The 24,623-nt window shown below is 24.3% G+C and carries 12 protein-coding genes; 8 read left to right on the top strand and 4 right to left on the bottom strand.

Going from position 1 to position 24,623, the window contains the following annotated elements; translation table 4 throughout:
- Positions 1 to 17 precede the first annotated feature (17 nt).
- Together ACR34G_RS02695 and ACR34G_RS02690 are read left to right on the top strand one after the other, a co-directional pair.
- Positions 18 to 1,547 (top strand): PTS ascorbate transporter subunit IIC, encoded by a 1,530-nt coding sequence (locus ACR34G_RS02695; protein WP_436358428.1) that lies wholly within the window; start codon positions 18 to 20, stop codon positions 1,545 to 1,547.
- Entirely contained in the window at positions 1,540 to 3,480 is a 1,941-nt protein-coding gene (locus tag ACR34G_RS02690; protein WP_436358427.1) for a transketolase-like TK C-terminal-containing protein, read from the top strand. Before ACR34G_RS02695 ends, ACR34G_RS02690 begins: the two co-directional genes overlap by 8 nt.
- 47 nt (positions 3,481 to 3,527) lie before the next feature.
- Here ACR34G_RS02690 and ACR34G_RS02685 read toward each other — a convergent pair whose 3' ends face one another.
- Positions 3,528 to 5,687 (bottom strand): phenylalanine--tRNA ligase subunit beta, encoded by a 2,160-nt coding sequence (locus ACR34G_RS02685; RefSeq protein WP_436358426.1) that lies wholly within the window; start codon positions 5,685 to 5,687, stop codon positions 3,528 to 3,530.
- On the bottom strand, positions 5,687 to 6,634 hold the full coding sequence (gene pheS / locus ACR34G_RS02680) for a phenylalanine--tRNA ligase subunit alpha (protein ID WP_436358425.1): 948 nt from the start codon (positions 6,632 to 6,634) through the stop codon (positions 5,687 to 5,689). The genes ACR34G_RS02685 and pheS overlap by 1 nt, the downstream gene beginning before the upstream one ends.
- A gap of 90 nt (positions 6,635 to 6,724) precedes the next feature.
- Between pheS and ACR34G_RS02675 the strand changes: the two genes are divergently transcribed.
- Positions 6,725 to 11,713: an MGA_1079 family surface serine endopeptidase gene (locus ACR34G_RS02675; protein ID WP_436358424.1), complete on the top strand. Its 4,989-nt coding sequence runs from the start codon at positions 6,725 to 6,727 to the stop codon at positions 11,711 to 11,713.
- A gap of 109 nt (positions 11,714 to 11,822) precedes the next feature.
- Here ACR34G_RS02675 and ACR34G_RS02670 read toward each other — a convergent pair whose 3' ends face one another.
- A complete protein-coding gene (locus ACR34G_RS02670) occupies positions 11,823 to 13,016 on the bottom strand; it encodes a hypothetical protein (RefSeq protein WP_436358423.1) in 1,194 nt (397 codons plus the stop codon).
- Positions 13,017 to 13,053: 37 nt separating this feature from the next.
- On the opposite strand from ACR34G_RS02670, the gene ACR34G_RS02665 reads away from it, so the two are divergent.
- The 5 genes from ACR34G_RS02665 (at position 13,054) to ACR34G_RS02645 (ending at position 23,253) form a co-directional block, all read left to right on the top strand.
- On the top strand, positions 13,054 to 13,767 hold the full coding sequence (locus ACR34G_RS02665; protein ID WP_436358422.1) for a R.Pab1 family restriction endonuclease: 714 nt from the start codon (positions 13,054 to 13,056) through the stop codon (positions 13,765 to 13,767).
- Between the two features lie 108 nt (positions 13,768 to 13,875).
- Positions 13,876 to 15,210, top strand: a complete 1,335-nt coding sequence (ffh, locus tag ACR34G_RS02660) for a signal recognition particle protein (RefSeq protein ID WP_436358421.1) — start codon at positions 13,876 to 13,878, stop codon at positions 15,208 to 15,210.
- Positions 15,211 to 15,225: 15 nt separating this feature from the next.
- Positions 15,226 to 16,950: a Na/Pi cotransporter family protein gene (locus ACR34G_RS02655; RefSeq protein ID WP_436358420.1), complete on the top strand. Its 1,725-nt coding sequence runs from the start codon at positions 15,226 to 15,228 to the stop codon at positions 16,948 to 16,950.
- Between the two features lie 8 nt (positions 16,951 to 16,958).
- On the top strand, positions 16,959 to 18,266 hold the full coding sequence (locus ACR34G_RS02650; RefSeq protein ID WP_436358419.1) for a discoidin domain-containing protein: 1,308 nt from the start codon (positions 16,959 to 16,961) through the stop codon (positions 18,264 to 18,266).
- Between the two features lie 7 nt (positions 18,267 to 18,273).
- Complete coding sequence (locus ACR34G_RS02645; protein ID WP_436358418.1) at positions 18,274 to 23,253, top strand: MGA_1079 family surface serine endopeptidase; 4,980 nt, start codon at positions 18,274 to 18,276, stop codon at positions 23,251 to 23,253.
- A 60-nt stretch (positions 23,254 to 23,313) separates the two neighbouring features.
- On the opposite strand, the gene ACR34G_RS02640 is transcribed toward ACR34G_RS02645, so the two are convergent.
- Positions 23,314 to 24,300 (bottom strand): hypothetical protein, encoded by a 987-nt coding sequence (locus tag ACR34G_RS02640; RefSeq protein WP_436358417.1) that lies wholly within the window; start codon positions 24,298 to 24,300, stop codon positions 23,314 to 23,316.
- Positions 24,301 to 24,623: the final 323 nt, after the last annotated feature.

The raw sequence follows: 24,623 nt of genomic DNA, 5'->3' as shown, positions 1-24,623 counted from the left end.
TTTAGAAAGGAATTAAAATGGCTTTTCTTTTATGAATGCTTAATTTTTTAAAAGCCTTTGTAGCAGTGCCTGCTTTATTAGTTGGTATTTTTACAATGATTGGTGCCCTTGTTTTAAGAAAAAAGGGTTCACAAGTTGTAGTAAGTACTTTTAAAGTTATTGTAGGTTTCTTAATTATGGGTGGTGGAGCTGGAGTTCTTGTTGGTTCACTAAACAAGTTCCAACCAGTTTTCCAAGCTGTTTATAGTTTAAATGGTATTATACCTAATAATGATGGTTTTGTTGGAGCTTTAGCAAAAGCATTACCAGAAATTGCTACTTTAGGTTCAATTATAATGTTAGTTGCAATGTTGTTAAACATTTTATTAGCACTAACTTCAAGATTTAAATATGTTTATTTATCAGGACACGTTTTATACTATACTTCCTTAATGTTAGCAGCAGTAATGTATGTAATCGGTTTTGATTTTCAAAATAGTGTTGCAGACTTTGTTTTAGCAATGTTTGCAGGAGCTGCTCTTTTAGCAGTTTATATGGTTATTTCACCAGCAGTTCAACAAAGATACATGAGACAAATTGTTGGGAGTGATGAAATCGCTTTAGGACACACTGGTGGATTTGGTTATGCTTTATCTGGATTAATCGGTGAAGCAGTTTATAAACTTAAAAAAGGAAAAGTTCTTTCAACAGAAGAAATTAAATTTCCACAATCACTATATTTCTTTAGAAACACACTAGTTTCTATTTCAATTACAGTATTTATTTTCTATCTTGCAGCATTTTTACCAGGTGGAATTTTATTTGAACTTGGAAAAATAACAAATAAAGAAGCTTTAGCTGTTTTAAGCGATGGAAACTGAGTTATCACAATGATAGTTCAAGCATTTACATTCACAGCTGGAGTAGAAATTGTTTTAGCTGGTGTTAGATTATTTATTGGTGAATTAGTGCCAATGTATAAAGGATTTAGCGATAAATTAATTAAAAATTCTAAAGCAGCTGTTGACTGTCCTGTAGTATTCCCTTATGCTCCTAATGCAGTTATTATTGGATTTATTTCTTCTTTTGCTGCTGGACTTGTAGGAATGGCTATTACTATTGGTTTAGGAGCTGCAAGTTTAATTCCTGCAGTTGTATTACCAGGATTAGTTCCTCACTTCTTCTTAGGAGCAACTTCTGGAGTATTTGGAAACGTTAAAGGTGGAATAATTGGTGCAATAGTTGGTCCATTTGTAGTTGGATTAATTATTACATTTATTCCTGTATTCTTTGTGCTTGGAAATTGAACTCCAACTAACACAAATGCTTTAGGAAAATTACTTGAAGCATCTAACTCAGTAAAAGCAGATTCATTAATTTCACTAAACTGAGGAGATACTGATTACTTTATTGGTTACATTCCAGGAATTATAGGATTAATCCCTAAAGCAGGAAAATATGTTGCTTTTGGTACAATCATTGCAACTTACTTAGCATTAGTTACTGATGGACTTGTTAAAAGATTTGTTTTTGACAAAAAAAATAAAGGTGAAGTAAAAAATGCGTAAAAAACATTTGGACTACACTGCAAATGAATTTATTGCAACAATGCGTGCAGTTGCTATTGACGGAATAAATAATGCAAAACAAGGGCATATTGGAATGGCTCTTGGTGCTTCTGAAATCTTTTATGCACTTGTAGGACAAGTAATGAGATTTAGTCCTTCTGATCCAAAATGAATCGATAGAGATCGTTTAGTTTTATCAGCAGGACATGGTTCAATGGGATTATATTCCATTTACCATTTACTTGGATTATTAAGCATTGATGATATTAAAGCACATAAAGAATATAATTCTAAAACTCCTTCACATCCAGAAATTGATAAATTAGAATTTGTCGATGCTTCTACCGGTCCATTAGGACAAGGTGTTGCAATGGCAACGGGAATGGCACTAAGTGCTAAACACTTAATAAAAAGATTTAATAAAGATCGTTTAAATATTTTTAACCACAACATTTTTGTAGTTTGTGGAGATGGGGATTTACAAGAAGGAGTAGCTTTAGAAGCAATCCAATTTGCTGGTACAAATAAACTATCTAAACTTGTAATCATTCACGATTATAACAATATGCAAATTGATTCAGCATCTTCTGAAGTAAATAACATAAATTTTGAACTATTTTTCAAATCTCAAAATTTCAATGTTATTATTTTAAGAGATAATGATCCAGTTGAAATTCAAAAAGCATTAGAAAGAATTAAAGACACAGTAAAACCTACTTATATTCAAGTTCCTACCACAATCGCTTATGGAACAGATGTTGCAAACTCTCCAAAAGGACACAATGGAATTTTAAGTCCAGAAGCAACTGTTAGTTACAAAAAAAGACTTGGTTTAAAAGAAACTAAACCTTTTGAATACAATGAGCAAGCTTATGAATTTGGAAGACAAATGATTATTTCCAAATCAACAGCTTACACAAGATGAGTTAATAATTTTGAAAAATTAAAAACAAGATATCCAAAATTAGGAAGAGAACTTGAAGCGTTAATTAAAAGGGAAAAATCCTTTGATTTTAAAGATTTTAAATTTAAACAAACTAATGTTGCTACAAGAAATTATGTTGCTGAAATAATGCAATATTTAGATGGAAATTATGAAGATTTTATGGGTGGTTCTGCAGACCTTAGAAGTGCTACTAAAGCAGGTTTTGATTCTAATAGAAATATCAAATATGGAATTAGAGAATTTGCAATGACTGCTATCAACAACGGAATAAATTTACACTCAGGATACACTACTTTTGGTTCAACTTTCTTAGTTTTTGCAGACTATGCAAAACCAGCTCTTAGATTAGGTGCACTAATGGAAATCCCTTCTATTTCTGTATTTAGTCACGATTCTTATCAAGTAGGAGGAGATGGTCCAACTCATCAACCGGTTGAACAAATTGGGATGCTCCGTTCTATACCTAATTATTTAGTATTTAGACCAGCAGATGAAAATGAAATGCTAAATTCTTTTAAATATGCATTAAATAGCAAAAAAACACCTTGTGCTATAATTACATGTCGCCAAGAAGTGAAATCATTTAATTTACAAAAAAATGAATTTAAAGCAGCTTATTTCATTGATAAACAAGAAAGTGCAAATATTACACTTCTTGCTTCTGGTTCAGAGGTGAGTTTAGCTGAGCAAGTAGCTAATGAATTGAAAAAAATTAATATTAAAGCAAGTGTAATTTCTGTTCCATCCTTGCAATTATTGCTCGATGATGAAAAACTTATAAGTCAGTTAGAACTTGCTAAACAACCATTATTTGCAATCGAAGCTTCTAACGATCATTTATGATACAAACTTTCTAAATATTCTAAATTTGATGCTCATTTAGCAAAAGACTTTGGACACTCAGCACCAGGACAATTTGTTTATGAGTTAAATGGATTTAATAAAGAATTTTTAGTAGAAAAAATCAAATTATTTTTAGAAAAATAATAAAGAAAAAAACAAAAAAAGCATTCATTAATTGAGTGCTTTTTTCTTTAATTGTACTTTTGATCAATTAGTTTCATTCCAATTTCATCACAAAGAATATTTAAGGTAATTTTTACTTCTATCTCAGTTTCAAATTTATCTTTAATTTTTATTGAAAAAATATTTTGATATAAAGCATATAGTTCATTTATGACGTTTTCTATACTTTCTCTTTTAGTTAATGAAAAGGTAATGTCTCTTGATTTTAATGGTGAATTATCATACTCTTTAAATATTACTTTCTCTTTTTCAATAGCATCTAAATTGATTTCAGCAAACAAAGCATCACTGATATTTAGATATGGAGAAATTTTTCCAATTCACCCTACAAGAGTGTTGTTGTGGTATATTAAAGCGGTTGTTCCTGTGTGAAAATTATTAATATCTTCTGCTCTTTTGAAAGTTAAATTTTCTGAAACATTGTTTAAAATCACTTCTTTTAATTGATTGAAAGGATAAGAAGTTGAAGCTAAAGCTAAAACATTCTTAAATTCATTAACCATTCCTACTTCAAAAATAGAAATATCTGTGATTTTTCTTTTTTGATTATATTCAATCACTTCTGCTAAAGAAATTGCTAAAGAGTTTCTAATTTCTTCTCTTTCTTTGGAAACGAAAGTTTCTAAAGTTATATTTTGTTTGAAATCAAAAGGATTAAAAACATTACGTTCTTTTGAAATTAAAGAATAAGTTCAAACTTCTTGAAAACCACTAGAAGAGATTTTTTCTTTAATAATATTTGGTCTATTAATTAAAAATGAGTTAATTTTTGGTTGATTTAAAATCAAATTATTAAATCCATAAAATCTTAAAACTTCTTCAAGAATATCATCTATATCTTCAATATCATGTCTATAGTTAGGAACAATAATTTGTTCACCTTTAAACTCAAAACTAAGAATTTCTAGTGATTTTTTAACTGTTGCAAATCTTTCGGTTTTTGAAATTTCACTTCCTGCAATTCTATTAATGTAATTGATATCAAAATAAATAGATTTTTGCTCTATTTTTGGTAGATTGATTATTTGTGAAAATTCAGTTAAATAATTAGATAAAAAATGATGACCTAAAAGCATTGTACCTAATGAAACTTTTTTGGATGATTGTTTATAGGAATTAGAATCAATTTTGAGTTGCTTTGCTGTATGTCTTACATCTTTAATAGAGAAATTACCAATTTCAAAAATAATTTCTTTAGTATCTTTAGTTATAGAAGTTTTTTCTGCTCCCATAACTCCAGCAAGAGAAACTGCTTGATTATTTCCATCATAAATGGCAAGTGCGTTTGTAAAATCTACAATTTTATTACCAAGTGCTTCAAATTTTCCAGAAAAAATTTGTGGTTGTAAAGGACTTTTAATAGTATTTTTATTATATGCATGAGTGGGCATTCCGCTCATAATCAAGGTTAAATTAGTTAAATCAACTATAGGGGAAACTAATTTAATTCCTGATTTTAAAAGTAAAAATGAATCTTGTATATTTAGTTTAAAGTTACCATCTTTTTTAGCTTCAATACCTGTTAAAAGATTGTTTTCATTATTTTTTATAATAAAGTTGCTATTAAATGTTGGATTTTTATAATTTATATTTAGAGGTTCTGAAAGGAAAAAGGCAGCTAATTCTTTTGCCATTATTAAATAAGAGTTAGCATCAGAACGATTGCTTAGAATTTTAATATCAATTAAATAATCATCAAGATCAAGCAAATCTAAAGGATTTTCCTGTAAATTTACTTTTTGAAAAGTAAAAATACCTTCTTTAAATTCGTCTCAAACTAAGTTAGTATCAAAACCAAGTTCATTTAAAGAAACAAGCATCCCTTCTGAATTAATACCTTGTAATTTTTTTTCAGCAAAAATCATTTTTCCATTGGTAGAACCAGGAACAAATGCCATTACGTAATCATTTTGCTTAACATTTGTTGCTACAGTTTGAATAACTCTATCTTTATCAGCAAATTCGATTTCACAAACATTCAATTTATCAGCATTTGGATTTTTATAGATGTTTTTGATTCTACCAAATTTAACACCTTCAATGTTATTAAATTTTTGATAACTTTCAACTTCAAAACCTATGGAATTTATTGCTTCTAAAACATTTTCAAGTGTAATTTTAGCATCAAGATTAGCTAATTGTCTTAATTTTTTATATGAAAAAATCATTAGTTTTCCTTTCTAAATTGATTTAAAAATCTTAAATCATTTTTGTAAAATTCTCTAATATCCTGAATTTGGTATTTTATCATTGCAATTCTTTCAAGACCAATTCCTGCTGCAAAACCATTCATATCATTTGTATATCCTGCTTGCTTTAGCACATTTTTATGTAGCATTCCTGCACCTAAAATTTCTATTCATTTATTTTTGTAAAAAACATCTACTTCTACTGAAGGTTCAGTGAATGGAAAATAAGATGGTCTCATTCTAATTTGAACTTCTTCTTCTAAAACATAAGATAAAAAAGATTTTAATGTTCAGATTAAATTTGGAAAATTAACATTACCTACACTAATAAAGTCTACTTGTGTAAATTGATGAGAATGTGTTTGATCATCTTCGTCATTTCTATAAACTTTTCCAATTGAAAATTGACTAAAAGACTGATTTTTAAACATTTCTAAAGTTTTTGCACTTATTCCTGTGTTATGAGTTCTTAAAAGTAGATTTTGATTAATATACAGAGAATCTTGCATTTCTCTTGCCGGATGATCTTTTGCAATATTTAGTCTTTCAAAATTATATTCATCACTAACAATTTCTGAATCTGTGTATTCTAAATATCCATTTTGTGAAAATCACTCTCTTATTTTTTTAGAAACTAAAGTTATAGGGTGTAATGAACTTTTTGATTCCAAAGGTTCATTAACATCAATTCATTCGTTTTGAATTTTAGATTCAATTCTATGTTTTTCTATATTTTCAGCAGCTTTTTGAAAAAAAAGTTCAGCTTTTTCTTTTAATTCCTTTATTTTTTTTCCAATTTGTGCCTTTTTATCGTTAGTAGTTTGTTTTAATTCTTTAGTTAATTTTGCTATTTCACCTTCAGGTCCAAATACTTTATTTTTAGCTTGTTTTAAATCTTCGAGATTTTTTATTTTATCTAATTCCATTTTTCCCTTTCTAATATGTAAAATTATATATAAAAATATGTTTTTAACAACATTTTTTGCATTATAATATATTTAAAATTATTAAAATAAATGATTAAGAATAAGGTTTGTATGATGAAAATTAATAAAAAAACAATAATGGTATTTTCTGTTCCTATAATTGCTCTAACTTTAGGGATTACAACAACTTCCATTTTAATTACTAAAAAAATTAATAATGAAAAAATAAACAAACAAAATAATCAATTGAAATCATTTATTTATAATCAACCAAACAGTGAATTAGATTCACTATTAGAAAAATTTTATTTTAAATTTATCAATAATAATGATTTAAATTTATATCAAAAAGAAAAGTTATCTTTAAACTTGCAAAAATTCGTTTCAGAATATAATGCTTTTTTAAGCAAACCTTTGACATTATTAAACTCAAGGATAGAAAAAAAATATCCTGATTTATTAAAAAAATCAAATGAATTAATTGAATTTAAAAACAAAATTAAGAAAATTGTTTCAAACATTAATTTAAATAATTTCAATTTTGAAGATAATACTAACCAATTAATAGAAAAGAATAAAGATATAGTTTACATAAATCAACAAAATAAAAATCTAAATGATGAATTAGATATTTTTTCTACTAAAATAAACTCTACAAATTTTTATAATAATTTTCTTTTAAAATTAGTAAATAAAAATTTTTTAAATGACATTATGGATGTAAATTTTTCTTATTCTAATTACTTTCAAAAAATAAAAAACTTAGATTTAGAGATAAACGAAATTAAGGATACAATTTCTTTTTTAGATTTTTACTTTGAAAAATCTGATAGTAATTTAAAAAATGAAATAAATCAAATTACAAACAAATATAAAGAAAAAATACAGGAAAAAAGCGTCTTCTCTCTCTCTCTCTCGAATTTAAGCCAAGTTAATAAATATATAAATATTATTTTAAATGACTTAAATTCTTTTATAAGTTTAAATAATCTTTTTAGTGATTATTTAATTTATAAAAAAGAAGAATTTTTAATAAAAATAAATAATAGTTCTTTTTTAAGCAAAGAGCAAAAAAAGACTTTTACTAGCAAATTAAAAGAAGTAAATACAATTATAAAAGAACAATATTTAGAAATTGAATTCAATAATGAATTGGAAAATTTTCAATTATCTAAATCTAACTTAATAACAGAAATAAATCAATCCATTATTAATGAAAAAAGCAAGTCTGAATTAATAAATAATGTAAAATCTCTAAAATCCAAAACTGAAATTCTTGATTTTAAAAATACTTTAGAAGAACTCTTTTCTAAAATAGAAAATTTAAAAATACTAATTTTAGAATTTGAAAATGGAATTTTAAATAACAATTTATCAGGACAAAAACAATTTAATTTTTTAAAAGAAAAAATAAAACTTGATTCATTTATTAAAAATAATGAATTGTTAGATGTAGATATTTTTGATCTCACTAAATCAATAGATAAAGTAGATCAATTTATTTCAAAATTGAATGAAATAAAAAACGGAACTGATGCAACTAATGATGGATTGCAAACTATTTTTGATAGAGAAGCCACTGCGAATTTAAGTAATTTTCAATTAAATTCTAATACAGAAAAGTTTGATTTGAAACAATATTTATACTCTGGTTCTATTAATTTAAAAAATTCTAATTTATATTTTGGAGCATTGGATACAGATTTTATCGATTACACAATTTTTGATTTACAATTAAAAGAAAATAATAGAAATATTCTTGTTGTAACAATAGATGCTGTTGCAAAAACTAACTCTAATTTGCACACAACAATAAGAAAAGAAATTGATTTTTCTACCAAAGATATTACACCTATTATAAATAATATATCTATTGCTAATTTAGATGAAATTTATGACATTAACTATTTTGAATTATCTAAAATTAAATTTAGAGAATTTCTTGAAAATGAAACATATAAAAAGTATTTAATAAAGAAAAAACAGGGTATTTCTAATTTCTTTAGTTATGATATACTACCTAATTTTAGTTTAGAAAACAACACAAATAAATTGCAAGCAACAGTAAATGTTTTATTTAATAAACAAATTATAAAAACTTTTAATCTTACTTCTTTAAAAGCAGTAGAATTTGAAAACGAAAACACCGAAAAAGATGACGAAATAAATAGAAATAAAATTTTACAACTTTTAAGTGGTCCAGTTGGTGATTTATTAGAAGAATTTAAATTTAAAGATGGTGTAAGAAAAACTCACACAGACTATTATTCAAAAGATGCAAAAATAGCAATTGAAAATTCCTATATTTTACCTAAATATGGTAGATATGAAATTTATGTAGAAAATGTTGAAAGTTATAATAATATAAAAGATGCTAAATATAAAAATAAAGGTGGAGATGCAAATGTTTTCTTTTGATACAAAATAGATGGACAAAAAGCACCTTTGCCTGAAAATAAATCAAGATACATAAAAACAGTTGATTTCTTTAGACATTTTACTTATGAAGCAATAAAACCAATTAATGGTAAACAATTTACAGCAGCCGATTTTAAATGGAATTACAGTGAAATAGAAGAAAATTTCAAAACAGAAATCAATAAAATTAATGAAACTAATTTTCAACATAGAAAAGTTCAAGGAAAAGCAATTAAACAAGACCAAATTACCTTGTATAGAGCATTTAACATAAAAGATTTTCTTTTCCAAAATCATCTAGAAAAAATGAATTACTTTTTCAAATTAGCAAATGCAACTGATGATTCTGCTTTAGTTGGACAAAGTTATGATAATGACTGATTTGTACCTTTAGATGCTAAATTAATTACTAAAAGTGGAGTCACTAAAAGCAATGCAAACTTAAATGATTTATTATCTAAATACTTTTATTATTTTTATGATATAAAACAAATAAATAAGTGATCATTATCATTTAAAATTGGATTTATTAATATTTTAGATAATACCAAAAGATTTACTAATGAACAGGAATATGTGTTAGATAATGTTGTAAATGATTATCAACAAGAACTTTATCCTGCAGTTATTTTAAACAAAATAACTTTATCAGATATTAATGTTAATAAAGAGCAATTAAAAGAACACGATGTAACTTACTACAGAAATAATTTGGATGAATTAAATAGAATTATTACTTTAAACTATCCTGGTGATGAAATAGAATATAATAATTTTTCTTTACCTAAAAATCGCTTTAAAATTTCAGAAATTCAAAATGCAAATGATGATTTTGCATTTGTTAGATTTGCCTTTTATAAAAAAGATGATTCTGTTATTAAAAGTGATGTTTGATATAAAATTAGCGGATTTAAAAAGATTACCACCAATGAAGGAATTAATAAACTTACATTTGATAATAACAAACTAAATACAGTCTTTTATTCAGAAAATGAAGTTGAAAGAGAAAGAGAATTAGAACCTTTTTGAAAAGACTTAATTTGAACTTTAGATCCTAAAACCAATATTGCATCTTGAGTGTTAAAAAAACAGTATATTGAAAAAACTTTTCTTGCATCAGGAACTAAAAACCGAAGTTTTAAATTAACTTTATTTGGAAATGTTTTATCAGTTGATAATGATAAAGATGATCGAATAAGAAATGAAACTAAGGTTCCTAAGTTTTATTTTGATTTTGAAGAGTTAGTAACAGGTAAACTAGTTATCAAAGAAGGTGTTGTTGGTGGTTATAAATTTCCAAAAGGGAACACTTGAATTCAAGTGCCTCCAGTTGAATACATTTTAAGTGCCAAATATGACGAAAATACGGGAATTTCCTTTACTTTAAAACTAAAAAACCCTGAATATAAGATTATTATTGATACAACTTATACCCAACCAAATGATGTTAATTTTTCTCCATCAAGAGCTTTTATTTTAAATTTTGCACCAGCAAAAATTGTAATGAAATATATAAATAGCAAGCAAAATGAACATTTTAGTGACTACAAAACTAATCAATATAATTATGAACATGTAAATTACGATTTACAACAACAACCAATCTTACACTATAATGATGAAAATGTTGATTCAGATTATAATGTTTATAACCCAAATCAAAATGTGATTTATAAAATTCATGAAGGATATAAACCAGATAGAGAGTGAATTAGAAGTGAGTGACATAATTGAGAACTTGTAAATACAGTAAAATCAAGAGCAATTAAATATGTTCCCAATATTAACCATACTCTTTGAAATGGTTCTGCAACAATAATAGCTAAAGTTAATGATGACATTAATAATCATAGATTTTATGTTTTAACTAATCACCATGTTGAAAAAGAAGTTGATAAACTTTCTAAAATTTCGGGAGAAAACTTACCATATAAACCAATAAGTCATAGAAATATTTTTATTGAAAGTGATAAATATAGAAATGATATAAATGATGGTTTCGGTTATCCTTCAACACGAAATGAAGTAGGTTTTGGTCAAATTCCTACCAAAATTTTATGGGTAGGAACAGGAGAAAGAAATCAAATTTCTAAAGATAGCAAACAAAAAGGAAATTATGATGCTGCTGTTTCAATTATTGATTGAGGAGATTATGTTAAAGAAGCAAAACGAGAAGGTAGAATGGGTATTGTTAAACATTTTCAAAATTTACAAACATTAGAAAATGTTAAATTGGATGTTGACTATAAAACAGCGGAAATTTTTGTACCAAATATAACAGATATGGCACATTTAGGTTTCCCTTATTGAGGATCTAAAACTGGTTATATAAATCATCGTCCTGATTTAAGAAAAAATAGTGTAATTTTTGCACAGTCACCAAATTTTTCACCTTTATATTTTGGTTCAGGTAACTCTGGTTCTGGGATGTTTGTTGATAAAAATAGCTTAGTTGGTTTGTGAACATCAGGAAATGGCGGGGGAACTTCAGAAATTTTTAGATATGACACTGATGAATATAACTTTTTTGGAATTAATTGAAATAATGAAAATCCATTAAATTTAAAAAATACCGGTTCTTTTGGTGCTCAAATCATTAGAGCAAATGCTAAAAATCCAAATGATTTCTCATTACCTTGGTTTTGAAAAGAAATTAAATAGCAAATTAATTAATAGTTAATAATATATCAAACTTTATAAAAGGAAGACTTGTTTTGTTAAGTCTAATGACTTTTCTTAATATTTACAGTCTATTAAAAGAAAATAAATCTTACAAAGTTAAAGTAGATTTAAATATCTTATCTAATTTTTTAAAATTAATTTCTAAATTATTGATATTATAAAATTTTTTAATTTTATCTTCTAAATTATTATTTTGAACAAATTCTTTAAATGTTTGATTATTTAATAAACTTCAAGAAACTAACATTTTTTTTATTGAATCATTTTCAATCATTTCTGTATATAAAGGACTAAGATTAGAGTATAAAAATTTATTTTTCAAATTAGAATAATTATTTTTACAAAAATCTAATCAGCAGTATTTATATAAATTTTCTATAGAAACTGCTATTGCATTGTTTATTTTTTTACTTAAAAAGGTTTTATTTCTAATTAATGAGTTTATGTCTCTTAATGTATAAAAATATAAAATGTCTTTTTCTTCAGTTTTAAAAGGATATTTATGTATTTTTGAATCAATTGTATTGAAATTATTTAAGATAAAAAAATCTTGATGATTAAAAATATCAAATTTGAATTTTAAGATATCTTCATAATTTGTTTCGATATTGTTTTGTCTTTTATATAAAGATAAAATTAAAGGAAATTCATTAGTTTTTTTATTTTTTAGTTGTTCAAATTCTTTGCTTGAAAAAATCATAGATTTTTCAAGTTTATAGTTTTGAAAAAAAGATTTTAATTTATTAAAATTTTGTTTTTTTATAAGAAAAGAAAGTGGGTGAATTACACAAATTAAATCTGCTTTAAGTTCATTATACATTTTTAAAAATGATAAACCTAAATCATTTGAAACAAGATTTTCATCCATTTCAAAAGAACCTTTTTTATTTTTTTGGTATTGACTTAAAGTGTCATTATATGGTGGATTCCCAATTATAAGAATTTTTTCATTCTCTTCTATTTTATATTTTCTTCTATTTACTTTTATAAGCGAATTTTCTTTATAAATGGAAATATTAGGGAAATTTTCTTTTATAAAATTAACACTGAATTCATCAATATCAGTTGCAATAAAATTGCTTTCTAAATCTAGAAAGTCATTAATGAAAGAACCATAACCTACACCTAAATCCAAAATGTGGTCAAATGGATTATTTTTAATTTCATCCATAACCCATTTTTTAGCTATTTGAACTATTTTTTTAGGACTATAATAACTTCCGAGTTGAATTTTTTGTTTTTCAACTAAGTGTATATTTTTTTCAAGATTAATTTGCTTCATTACTTTATTTTATCACATTATGTAATATAATTTAATTATGAAAATTAAAAATAATAGTGGAATTTTAGAATTATTTTTTTCTTCCAAAAATAAAGGAAAATTTCGTTGAAAAATCAAAGAAAGTGAAATAGATTTTCCTAAGACATTTGCTACAACAAAAGATTTTTTTCAAGATAATTGTTTTCTTGAGTGACAAATTAGTTATGATAAAGATGCTGAACAAAACAAAGAATTTGAATTTGTAAATTACAAAAATAAAAAGAAAAATCTTTTTGAATTATCATGAATATTAAAAGAATTAATAGAAAATAAAATGATTAGTACAATCGATATTAACAAATTAATTGAAAAAATAAAAAAATATAACTTTTATTTTGAAGAAAAGAAAATTCAATATCAAAAATCCGAAGAAATATTAATTGAAGAAATAAATTTTAGTCAAAAAAATATAGTTTTGCCTACTTTTTTACACTCTTTTGATAATGGAATTAATATTGAAATATCAATTCAAAAACAACAATATGCATCTGGTTTTCAACCGATGGTTTATTTGAATATTCCTATTTCATTATTTAGTAATTCCATGTTATTACTTGGACAAACTTCTAAACATTTAACAGAATTAAAACTAATTATAAATAAAGAAATAGTTACAGTTTTTATGACTGTAGTAAAAATATTTGCTTTATGTTCAACAAAACATAAAACTGATATTTTGAATATTTTGTCATTTTTAAAAGAAAATATTTAGTTTCGAAAATATGAATTTTTTATCAAAAAAAGCAAATAAAAAACAAAATTTTAAAATATTTTATCAATATTACTCAAAACGGTATTAATTATTATATAATTAAGCAATATGTTAGATTTTTTAGGGAAAAGATTACAAAAAGCTATGCAAAAAGCTAGCTCAAAAACAACTTTAAAAGAAGAAGATTTATTAGAAATTACAAGAGAAATTAAATTAGCACTTTTAGAAGCTGACGTTAACTTACTTGTTGTAAAAGATTTTATTAAAGAAGTTAAAGAAAAAGCAATTGGTTCTGAAATAATTGGTAAATTAAATCCAGGACAACAAATGATTAAAATTGTTAATGATGAATTAACTAAAATCCTTGGTGGAAAAACAAAGGAAATAAAATTAGATCAAACAAGAACAATCATAATGATGACTGGGTTACAAGGATCTGGTAAAACTACTTCTACAGCAAAATTAGTTAGTTATTTTTTAAGAAAAAAAATGATTAAAAAACCATTAATGATTGCTGCAGATATTTATCGTCCTGCTGCTATAGAACAATTAAAAGTTCTTGGTAAACAATTGAATGTTGATGTTTATTTTGAAAATGATGCTAACGTCCAAAATATAGTAAAAAACGGAATTCAAAAAGCTAAGGATGAATATTATGATTTTGTAGTTATAGATACCGCTGGACGTTTATCTATTGATGAAAATTTAATGAATGAACTTGTTGATGTTAAAGAAATAGTAAAACCAAGTGAAATATTTTTTGTTGCAGATGCCTTATCTGGACAAGATATTATTAATGTTGCTCAAACATTTAATGATTATTTAAAATTAACAGGTTCCATTATAACTAAACTAGATTCAGATGCTAGAGGTGGTGCTGCATTTTCATTAACAAAATTATTAAACTTACCTATTGTTTTCATAGGAACAGGTGAAAAAACTAATAATTTTGATTTATTCCATCCAGATAGAATGGCAGATAGAATTTTAGGAATGGGAGACGTTTTATCTTTAATTGAAAAAGCTGAAGAAGTTATTGATAAAGAAAAAGCAGAAAAATTAGGTAAAAGAATGCTTGCTGGTAATTTTAATTTAGATGATTTACTAAATTCATTACACCAAATGAAAAAAATGGGAAAATTTTCTAAATTAATAAAACTAATACCAGGTTTACCTAAAAATATTGATCTTTCTCAAGTTGAAGGTGTTGATGAAAAAATTAAATTATATGAAATTATCATTTCTTCAATGACTATGGAAGAAAGGAAGAATCCTAAATTGTTAAAAATGCCATCAAGAAAAAATAGAATTTTAAAAGGTTGTGGCAAGAGTGTTCAAGATTATAACAAACTTTTAACTGAATTTGAAATGCTTTCAAAAAGAATGAAAGAAATGTCAAAAAATGGAATGGGAGGACTAGGAAATATATTTAATAAATTTTAATTAATTTCCTAATATATGATTTTTGAAACAACTACTTTAGCAATTATATTTGCATTAGCCAGTTTGTCTTTGTTTATTTTTGCAACTAAAAAACTATCAACTACATTAAAAAATATTGGAGATAGTAAATTCAAAAAAATAATTAAAGTTATTTCCAAAAATAATTTTGTCGCACTTATGGTAGGAGTACTAATTACCACTTTAATTCAGTCTTCAGATGGTGCAATTGCTCTAATTATGGGGTTATTAGCTGCCAAATTTATTGGACTAAGGGTTGCAATTGCTTTTCTTTTAGGAGCAAATATTGGTACCGCTACTACTTCACTGATTGTTTCATTTCAATCGAGTTTTCAATTTACTGAATACTTTGTTCTTTTTATGTTTCTTGGAGTTTTTGGTTCCCTTTTAACAAAAAAAGAAAAAGCTGTAAATATCTTTTTAATTTTAGTTTCGATAGGAATGGTATTCTTTTCTTTAAAAATAATGTCAGGTGCAGCAAAGCAAATAGTAAAGGAAGATTTCTTTAAAGAAACTTTAAGAATTGCAGGAATTAATCCTTGATTATCTTTTCTATTTTCCTTTGTTTTAACTGGTTTATTGCAATCATCAAGCGCAACAGTTACTTTATATCAAGTTGTTTTCAATGAATCAAATTCCTTATTACAACTGCCTTCAGCAATTGCTCTTGTTTTTGGCGCTAATTTAGGTACAACAATAACAGGATTGATTGTTTCATTTACATCAAAAAATAATAATTCTAAAAAAATAGCATTAATTTGAGGATTTACTAACTTCACAATTTCCTTAATTTTATTGCCATTTTTATCACCTTTTACCTTTTATTCTGATTTTATTAAGTTAATTGTTCCAAATCAAAAAGCTCTTCAATTGTCAATTGCACATTTACTTTTTAATTTCATTTTAGTTTCTATATTTTTCTGATTAATAAAATATTTAGAAAAGTTAGTAAATTTTCTTATCAAAGAGAAAAGAGTTGGAGCTGAATTTGATATTTATCTTCCAGAAGAATTAATAGGACAAAATGCTTCTTTAGCTTTAAAAGCAGCCAAAAATGCTTTATTTTCACAAGCTAAAATTTCAGAAGCAGGAATTGAATTGTTAAATAAATATATTGAAACTGGTGATACAAAATTACTTAGAAGATATTCTGAACTTGAAGAAGTAATTGATAACACTAGAACTTTAATTTACAATTATTTAGTTCAAATAAGTTCTAATAATTTAACTAAAAATGAAGCTAAAACACATTTATCTTTAATTTTATCTTCCCGTTCTATTGATAAAATTATGGGTTTAGGTCGAAGTGTAATTATTGAATTAAATAGAATTTATGACTCGAAAAACGAACTTTTCTTTGACATAGAACCAGAAATTGTTACGGAAATTAAAGAACTTGTTTCTTTAGTGCTTGTTTTAATCAAAAATGCCGCTTCTCAACTTGAAGAACAAACAAAAGAGCGTAGTGAATTTATCGACAAAATGTCTAATAATTTAAATATTTTAACTTTAGAATTTGCAAAATCCAATGTTGAAAGATTAAAAACAGAAGAAGGCAGAAAACAATTAGAAAAAGACTTTGATTATAGCGTTTTACTTAGAACAATAGAAAGAATGGCACATCACTGCCAAAGAATTAGTCACTACATTAAAAATTCAAGATTTAAAATGAAAAGAATTTCCGAACAAGAACGAACCAATTTTATAGATTTAAATAACTAGGAATATTTATGAATAAAAAATACAAAAAAATCTTTTTTCCTTTATTATTAGCAACTTTATCAACATCTTTGATTGTTGTTTCGTGTAACTCTAACAACAACAATGACAATATAAATTCAGAACAATTTCCACCTAAAAATCCTAATCCAAATTTTAAAGAAGGAATTTACACAAAAGTAAATTCAGATATTTTTAAAATAAAAGAAACAGTAAATGATGTTAGTAGAGAAACTAATTTTATTGTTCAAGAACCAATTCTTTATTTTAATAAAGGAAAAGTTATTACTAAACAAGATTTACCAAAAACTGTTTTAATTATAAATAATACAGATTTTAGTTTTGAAAAAGAAGTTGTTTGAGACACTGATTTTGAAGAAAAAATACTCATTGATTACTCCACAACAATTCAGGGGCACATTAAGGATTATCCATCTTTAACTACTCAATTAACAATTTATACAAGAACTCAAGTAGATGGAGATGAATACGTAAGAAGTGTTTTACCTGCTATTGATGAATTAAGTGCCAGAAAAGAAATTGATTATGACAAATCAACAAAAATTTTTAATCAAGCAAATTATGATTTTTGAAAAATGCTTGATAGCGATCAAGGAATAGAGTCTAGATGAGATAATAGAGATATCCACAATAGACATACTTCCATTTCAGACAGAACAATCGTTTTTAAATGAGATGAAAGAAAATCCATTTCTCAAATTAGAATCAATTGATTTAAAAATGGATGGGGCGGAAGCACATTGCCAGAAACCTTTTATTTTTCTTATTCTAACGATGGAGAAAATTGAACAGAAGTTACAAATTTAGACAAAAACAAAGGAAGTCAATTTGATATAACTCCAGCAAACCCACTTTATGGAGCTAACGTGTCTAATCAAACTGTTTTTAATTTTGATCCTATTAATACAAGGTGATTTAAATTTTCATGAGATTCAGCTAAAACAGCAAATGGTGGGGATTCAATGATAGGAATTACAGATTTTCAATTTTGAGTAAAAAATAGTTTAAAAATTTTAACTCAAAATTCTAATTCAAGCTTTTTGAAATCTGTTTTAATAAATAATAAACCTATTGAAAATTTTAATTCTTTTAAAACTAGTTATGATATTGAATTACCTAATTTGGAACAACTAAACATTTTGGTTCCTAATCAAGAAAATTTAAGAATTCAAATTAAGGAAGTTTTATCTGAAGTCAACATTAAAAACAATACAAAAATTAAATCTATATTTAAAATTTTAGTTACAGATGAAAACAATAATACAACTATATATAAATTAAATTTATCTAAAAAATAAGGGAAATATGGAAAATAATAAAAAAAAGAAAGCAGCAATTTTTTGAATAAATACCTCTCTTATTGGTGCAAGTGTTCTAATAGGAACTACAACATCACTTATTTTATATAATAACAACAATATTGAAACTAAAGATTATAATAGAAAATATAATGAACAAAATCTAAATTTAAAAACTTTTATTCTTAAACAACCCAATTATAAAATAGACGAACCCTTAAGAAATTTTTATAGTTGATTTTTACATACAAAAGAAAAAGATTTAACTAAAAGAGAAGAGCAAATTAATGAACTTAAATCTTTTGTTAATGAATATAATAAATTTGCCCAAATGTCTTTTGAAGAGTTAAATCATCTTTTTTCTGTCAAAAAAGAAATATTATTTAATAAAAATAATAAAATTATTAATTTTAAGGATGAAATCTTTAAAGAAATTTTAAAAACCAAGTTTGAAAATTTTAACTTTAAAGAAAAAACTAATGAACTAAAAAGTATAATTCAAAATTTACCTATAATTGATGATGAAAATAAAAAATTAAATAGTGAAATTACTAATTTTGCTACAAAAATAAATGATACAAATTTCAGTAATCCTTCCATTTATAAATTTAACAATAAGAATTTTAAATTTGAATTTAATAAGGAAATTTTTGATTATCAAGAATACTATAATAAGTTAGAAAAAGTTGATAAAAATATTAAAGAACTATTGGATGATTTCTCTTTTTACAAAGAAAATTGATCTTTAAGAATTGAAGATTGATCCACTTTTTCAAATACTATAGAACAAGGGTTTTCTGAAGAGAAAATCTTATCTTTTAAGACAGTAGATGATTTGCAAAATCATATTGATTATTTATCATTAAATTTTAAAAATTATATAAAATCAAAAAATTTAAATGAGTCCTATTTACATTATAAGAAAACCAAATTTACGGAAGAAATAAAAGAATTTGCTTTTTTAACAGATGATCAAAAACAATTTTTTATCAACAGAAATAACGAAATTAAAACTATTGAAGATTATGAACAATTATTAAATAAAATCAATTCTCTAAAAAATGATTTCGATATTTCAAAAGAGAAATTAATCGAATATTTAAATAATTCTAAAATTGAAAATAATTTTAAAAAAGAGTTAATTCAAAATGTAAAATTAATAAAAACTAAGCAAGAAATAGATAATTTTAAAAATGCTTTAGAACAACTTTTTTCTAAAATAGAAAATTTAAAAACACTAATTTTAGAATTTGAAAATGGAATTTCAAACAATAGTTTATCAGGACAAAAACAATTTAATTTTTTAAAAGAAAAAATAAAACTTGATTCATTTATTAAAAATAATGAATTGTTAGATGTAGATATTTTTGATCTCACTAAATCAATAGATAAAGCAGATCAATTTATTTCAAAATTAAATGAAATAAAAAATGCAACCGATACAACAAATGATGATTTGCAAACTATTTTCAATAGAGAAGCAAATGCAAATTTAAGTAATTTTCAATTAAATTCTAATACAGAAAAGTTTGATTTAAAACAATATTTATACTCTGGTTCTATTAACTTAAAAAATGCAAATTTATATTTTGGAGCATTAGATACAGATTTTATCGATTACACAATTTCCAATTTACAACTAAAAGAAGATAATAGAAATATTCTTGTTGTAACAATAGATGCTGTTGCAAAAACTGATTCTAATTTGCACACAACAATAAGAAAAGAAATTGATTTTTCTGCTAAAAATATTACACCTATTATAAATAATATATCTATTGCAAATTTAGATGAAATTTACGATATTAACTACTTTGAATTATCTAAAATTAAATTTAGAGAATTTCTTGAAAATGAAACATATAAAAAGTATTTAATAAAGAAAAAACAGGGTATTTCGAATTTCTTTAGTTATGATATAGTGCCTAATTTTAGTTTAGAAAATAACACAAATAAATTGCAAGCAACAGTAAATATTTTATTTAATAAGCAAGTTATAAAAACTTTTAATCTCACTTCTTTAAAAGCAGTAGAATTTGAAAATGAAAACACCGAAAAAGATGATGAAGTAAACAAAAACAAAATTTTACAACTTTTAAGTGGACCGGTTGGTGATTTATTAGAAGAATTTCAATTTAAAGATGGTGTAAGAAAAACTCACACAGACTATTATTCAAAAGATGCAAAAATAGCAATTGAAAATTCTTATATTTTACCTAAATATGGTAGATATGAAATTTATGTAGAAAATGTTGAAAGTTATAATAATATAAAACAAATTAGAGACACTGCTAGAGGTGGAGACGCAAATGTTTTCTTTTGATACAAAATAGATGGACAAAAAGCACCTTTACCTGAAAATAAATCAAGATATATAAAAACAGTTGATTTCTTTAGACATTTTACTTATGAAGCAATAAAACCAATCAATGGTAAACAATTTACAGCAGCCGATTTTAAAGGAAATTACAGTGAAATAGAAGAAAATTTCAAAACAGAAATCAATAAAATTAATGAAACTAATTTTCAACATAGAAAAGTTCAAGGAAAAGCAGTTAGACAAGGAGATGTTACCTTGTATAGAGCATTTAATATAAAAGATTTTCTTTTCCAAAATCATCTAGAAAAAATGAATTACTTTTTCAAATTAGCAAATGCAACTGATGATTCTGCTTTAGTTGGACAAAGTTATGATAATGACTGATTTGTACCTTTAGATGCTAAATTAATTACTAAAAGTGGAATTGTTAAAAGTACTGCAAACTTAAATGATTTATTAACTAAATACTTTTATTATTTTTATGATATAAAACAAATAAATAAGTGATCATTATCATTTAAAATTGGATTTATTAATATTTTAGATAATACCAAAAGATTTACTAATGAACAGGAATATGTGTTAGATAATGTTGTAAATGATTATCAACAGGAACTTTATCCTGCAGTTATTTTAAACAAAATAACTTTATCAGATATCAACGTTAATAAAGAGCAATTAAAAGAACATGATGTAACTTATTATAGAAATAATTTGGATGAATTAAATAGAATTGTTACTTTAAACTATCCTGGCGATGAAATAGAATATAATAATTTTTCTTTACCTAAAAATCGCTTTAAAATTTCAGAAATTCAAAATGCAAATGATGATTTCGCATTTGTTAGATTTGCCTTTTATAAAAAAGATGATTCAGTTATTAACAGTGATGTTTGATACAAAATTAGCGGATTTAAAAAGATTATCACTAATGAAGGAACTAATAAACTTACATTTGATAATAACAAACTAAATACAGTCTTTTATTCAGAAAATGAAGTTGAAAGAGAAAGAGAATTAGAACCTTTTTGAAAAGATTTAATTTGAACTTTAGATCCTAAAACCAACGTTGCATCTTGAGTACTAAAAAAACAGTATATTGAAAAAACTTTTCTTGCATCAGGAGCAAAAAACAGAAGTTTTAAATTAACTTTATTTGGAAATGTTTTATCAGTTGATAATGACAAAGATGATAGAGTAAGAAATGAATCTAAAGTTCCTAAGTTTGATTTTGATTTTGAAGAGTTAGTAATAGGTAAATTAGTTATTAAAGAAGGTGTTGTTGGTGGTTATAAATTTCCAAAAGGAAGAACTTGAATTCAAGTGCCACCAGTGGAATATATTTTAAGTGCTCAGTATGACGAAAATACAGGAATTTCCTTTACTTTAAAACTAAAAAATCCTGAATACAAAATTATTATTGATACAACTTATACACAACCAAATGATGTTAACTTTTCTCCTTCAAGAGCTTTTATTTTAAATTTTGCACCAGCAAAAATAGTAATGAAATATACAAATAGCAATCAAAAGGAACATTTTAGCGATTACAAAACTAATCAATATAATTATGAACATGTAAATTATGATTTACAGCAACAACCAATTTTACATTATAATGATGAAAATATTGATTCAGATTACAGTGTTTATAATCCAAATCAAAATGTAATTTATAAAATTCATGAAGGATATAAACCAGATAAAGAATGAATTAGACACGAATGATATGATTGAAAACTTGTGAATACTGTAAAATCAAGAGTTGTAAAGTATGCTGCAGATATTGCAGGTAAATATTATTTTGCTTCTGGTTCAATTATAGGAAAAGTTAATAATGATCCAAATGATGCTAGATTTTATGTGTTAACAAATCAACACGTAGATAGAGAAGTAGGTAGTTTAAGTCAAATTACAGGTGATAACCTTCCTTATCAACCTAAAATAAATAGAACTTTCTTAATTGCAAGTGATAAATACAAAAATGATATTAATCCAGGATATAGATATAATGCCACCGAAAATGATGTTGGATTTAGTAAAGTTCCATCCAAAATTATATGAGTTGGTGGATGAGATAAAAGTCAAATAGGTAAAAATGGTACATCTAAAGCCGCATATGATGCAGCAGTAACTATTATTGATTTAAAAGCACTTTTAAAACAAACAAAAAGAGATGGAAGAATGGGACTTGCGAAACATTTAGAAAATCTTTTTAAAATTCCTGATTTAAAATTTGATGCAAATTATAAACAAAGTGAAATGTTTGTTCCTACAATTAGAGATACAGCTCATTTAGGTTTTCCTGTTTGAGGAACTAAAACAGGATATGTAAATCATAGACCGACAATAGGTAGAGATAATGTTAGATTTACACAAACACCTAATTTTGCACCTTTATATTTTGGAACAGGGAATTCTGGTTCTGGAATATTTACAGACGACAATAGTTTTATAGCACTTTGAACATCTGGTTCTGGTGGAGCATGATCTGATGGGTTCCGTTATGATACAACAGATTTTAATTATTTTGGTATTAACTGAAATAACGAAAATCCATTAAGCTTAAAGAACACAGGTTCTTTTGGTGCTCAAATAGCAAGAGCAAATGCTAAAGATCCTAATTCTTTTGCACTCCCTTGATTCTGAAAAGAAATAAAAGAATAAATGCAATGAAGAAAAACTTCATTGCTTTTTATAAATGATTTTTAGGTTAAATATTCAAAATTAAAAATTTTCAATTAGTTGTTTAATAATTAATTTATTTTCAATAAATACAGCATTATTTAAAGTTTTTAAAAGCATTTTTTTGTTATTTTCCTGTAAATTTTCCGTATTTTTATAATTTTTAGATAGTTTGAGTTTGTTAAAAGTTTCATCTAGAATATCTTTTTCAAATTCAATAGAAAAAATAAAATTATCAATGGTTTTTAATAGTTTAAAAGATTCTTTTTCACTTTGAATTTTTTGTTTATATATTAAATTAAAAATGTTTTCAAAAAGATTTCAATATTTATTTGAAATTATAAAACCATTACTTTTTGTTTGAAATTCTTTAATAGTATCATTATTAAAGATAATTTCAATATTGACTTTATTTATTATTCCTCGAATTGTTTCATTATCTTTATATAGAATTTTATTAAAATTTTGTTCTAATTTTAATTCATTAATAGGGACTGTGGATATTAAACTTATTTTGTTAATTAAGGAGTAGTCATTTGTTAGTATATATTCTGCTAGATCATTGATAATAACTAAATTTTTATTTTTTAGTTTTTCAATTATAAATGAAATTTTTTGAAAATTAAAATAAATTTGAATCAATTTAAAACTTTTAAAAAAATTAAGTTTAGAAATATTTATAATTATTAAAAATATCATACAATAATTCATAACAAAATAGTTGTTATAATAATATAGTAAATAATATTCCGAAATATTCTTAACTAGTTTTAATGAAAAATAAACGGAAAAAATAATAAATAAAATTTTTAAGTAAAATAAAATTTTTTCAATTGTTTCTTGGTTTTGATAGTATTTTGAAATTTTGTCATAAATGAAAGAAAAATTTAGTGATAAGGCAGAAGATATTAAAATACAATAACTTGTAATTAGAAAAGAAAATAAGATTTTAATAATAAGATATTTAAAGGAAGTAATTGCACTTATTTTTTCTATTTCTCTTTTTATAAAGTATTTTGTTTTGTTCATAAAAGTTGTCTCCCATTTTTAAATTTAAAATGTAAAAAAAAGTAATATTTAGTTAAAATAAATATTTTAAAATTACTAAATTTTTTATTTCTTTTAAGCATTAATTTGATAATAATAATGTTTAAAGTTCTTAAAAAACCTAAAATGAAAAATAAAAATAAAATAATTCCACTAAAATAACTGAATAAAAAAATTAAGTTATAGACAATTCCAAAAAACAAATTATTGTAAATAAAATCAATATAAAAAAAAGAAATTAAGGTAAAAATAATTAAATAAAGGTAAATCAAAAATTTGGCTATAACTTTTAAAAAACTGTTATT

The organism is Mycoplasma sp. 480 (assembly GCF_051353065.1).
Lineage (GTDB): Bacteria > Bacillota_I > Bacilli_A > Mycoplasmatales > Metamycoplasmataceae > Mesomycoplasma_A.
This window is presented reverse-complemented; position numbering and strand designations above follow the sequence as displayed.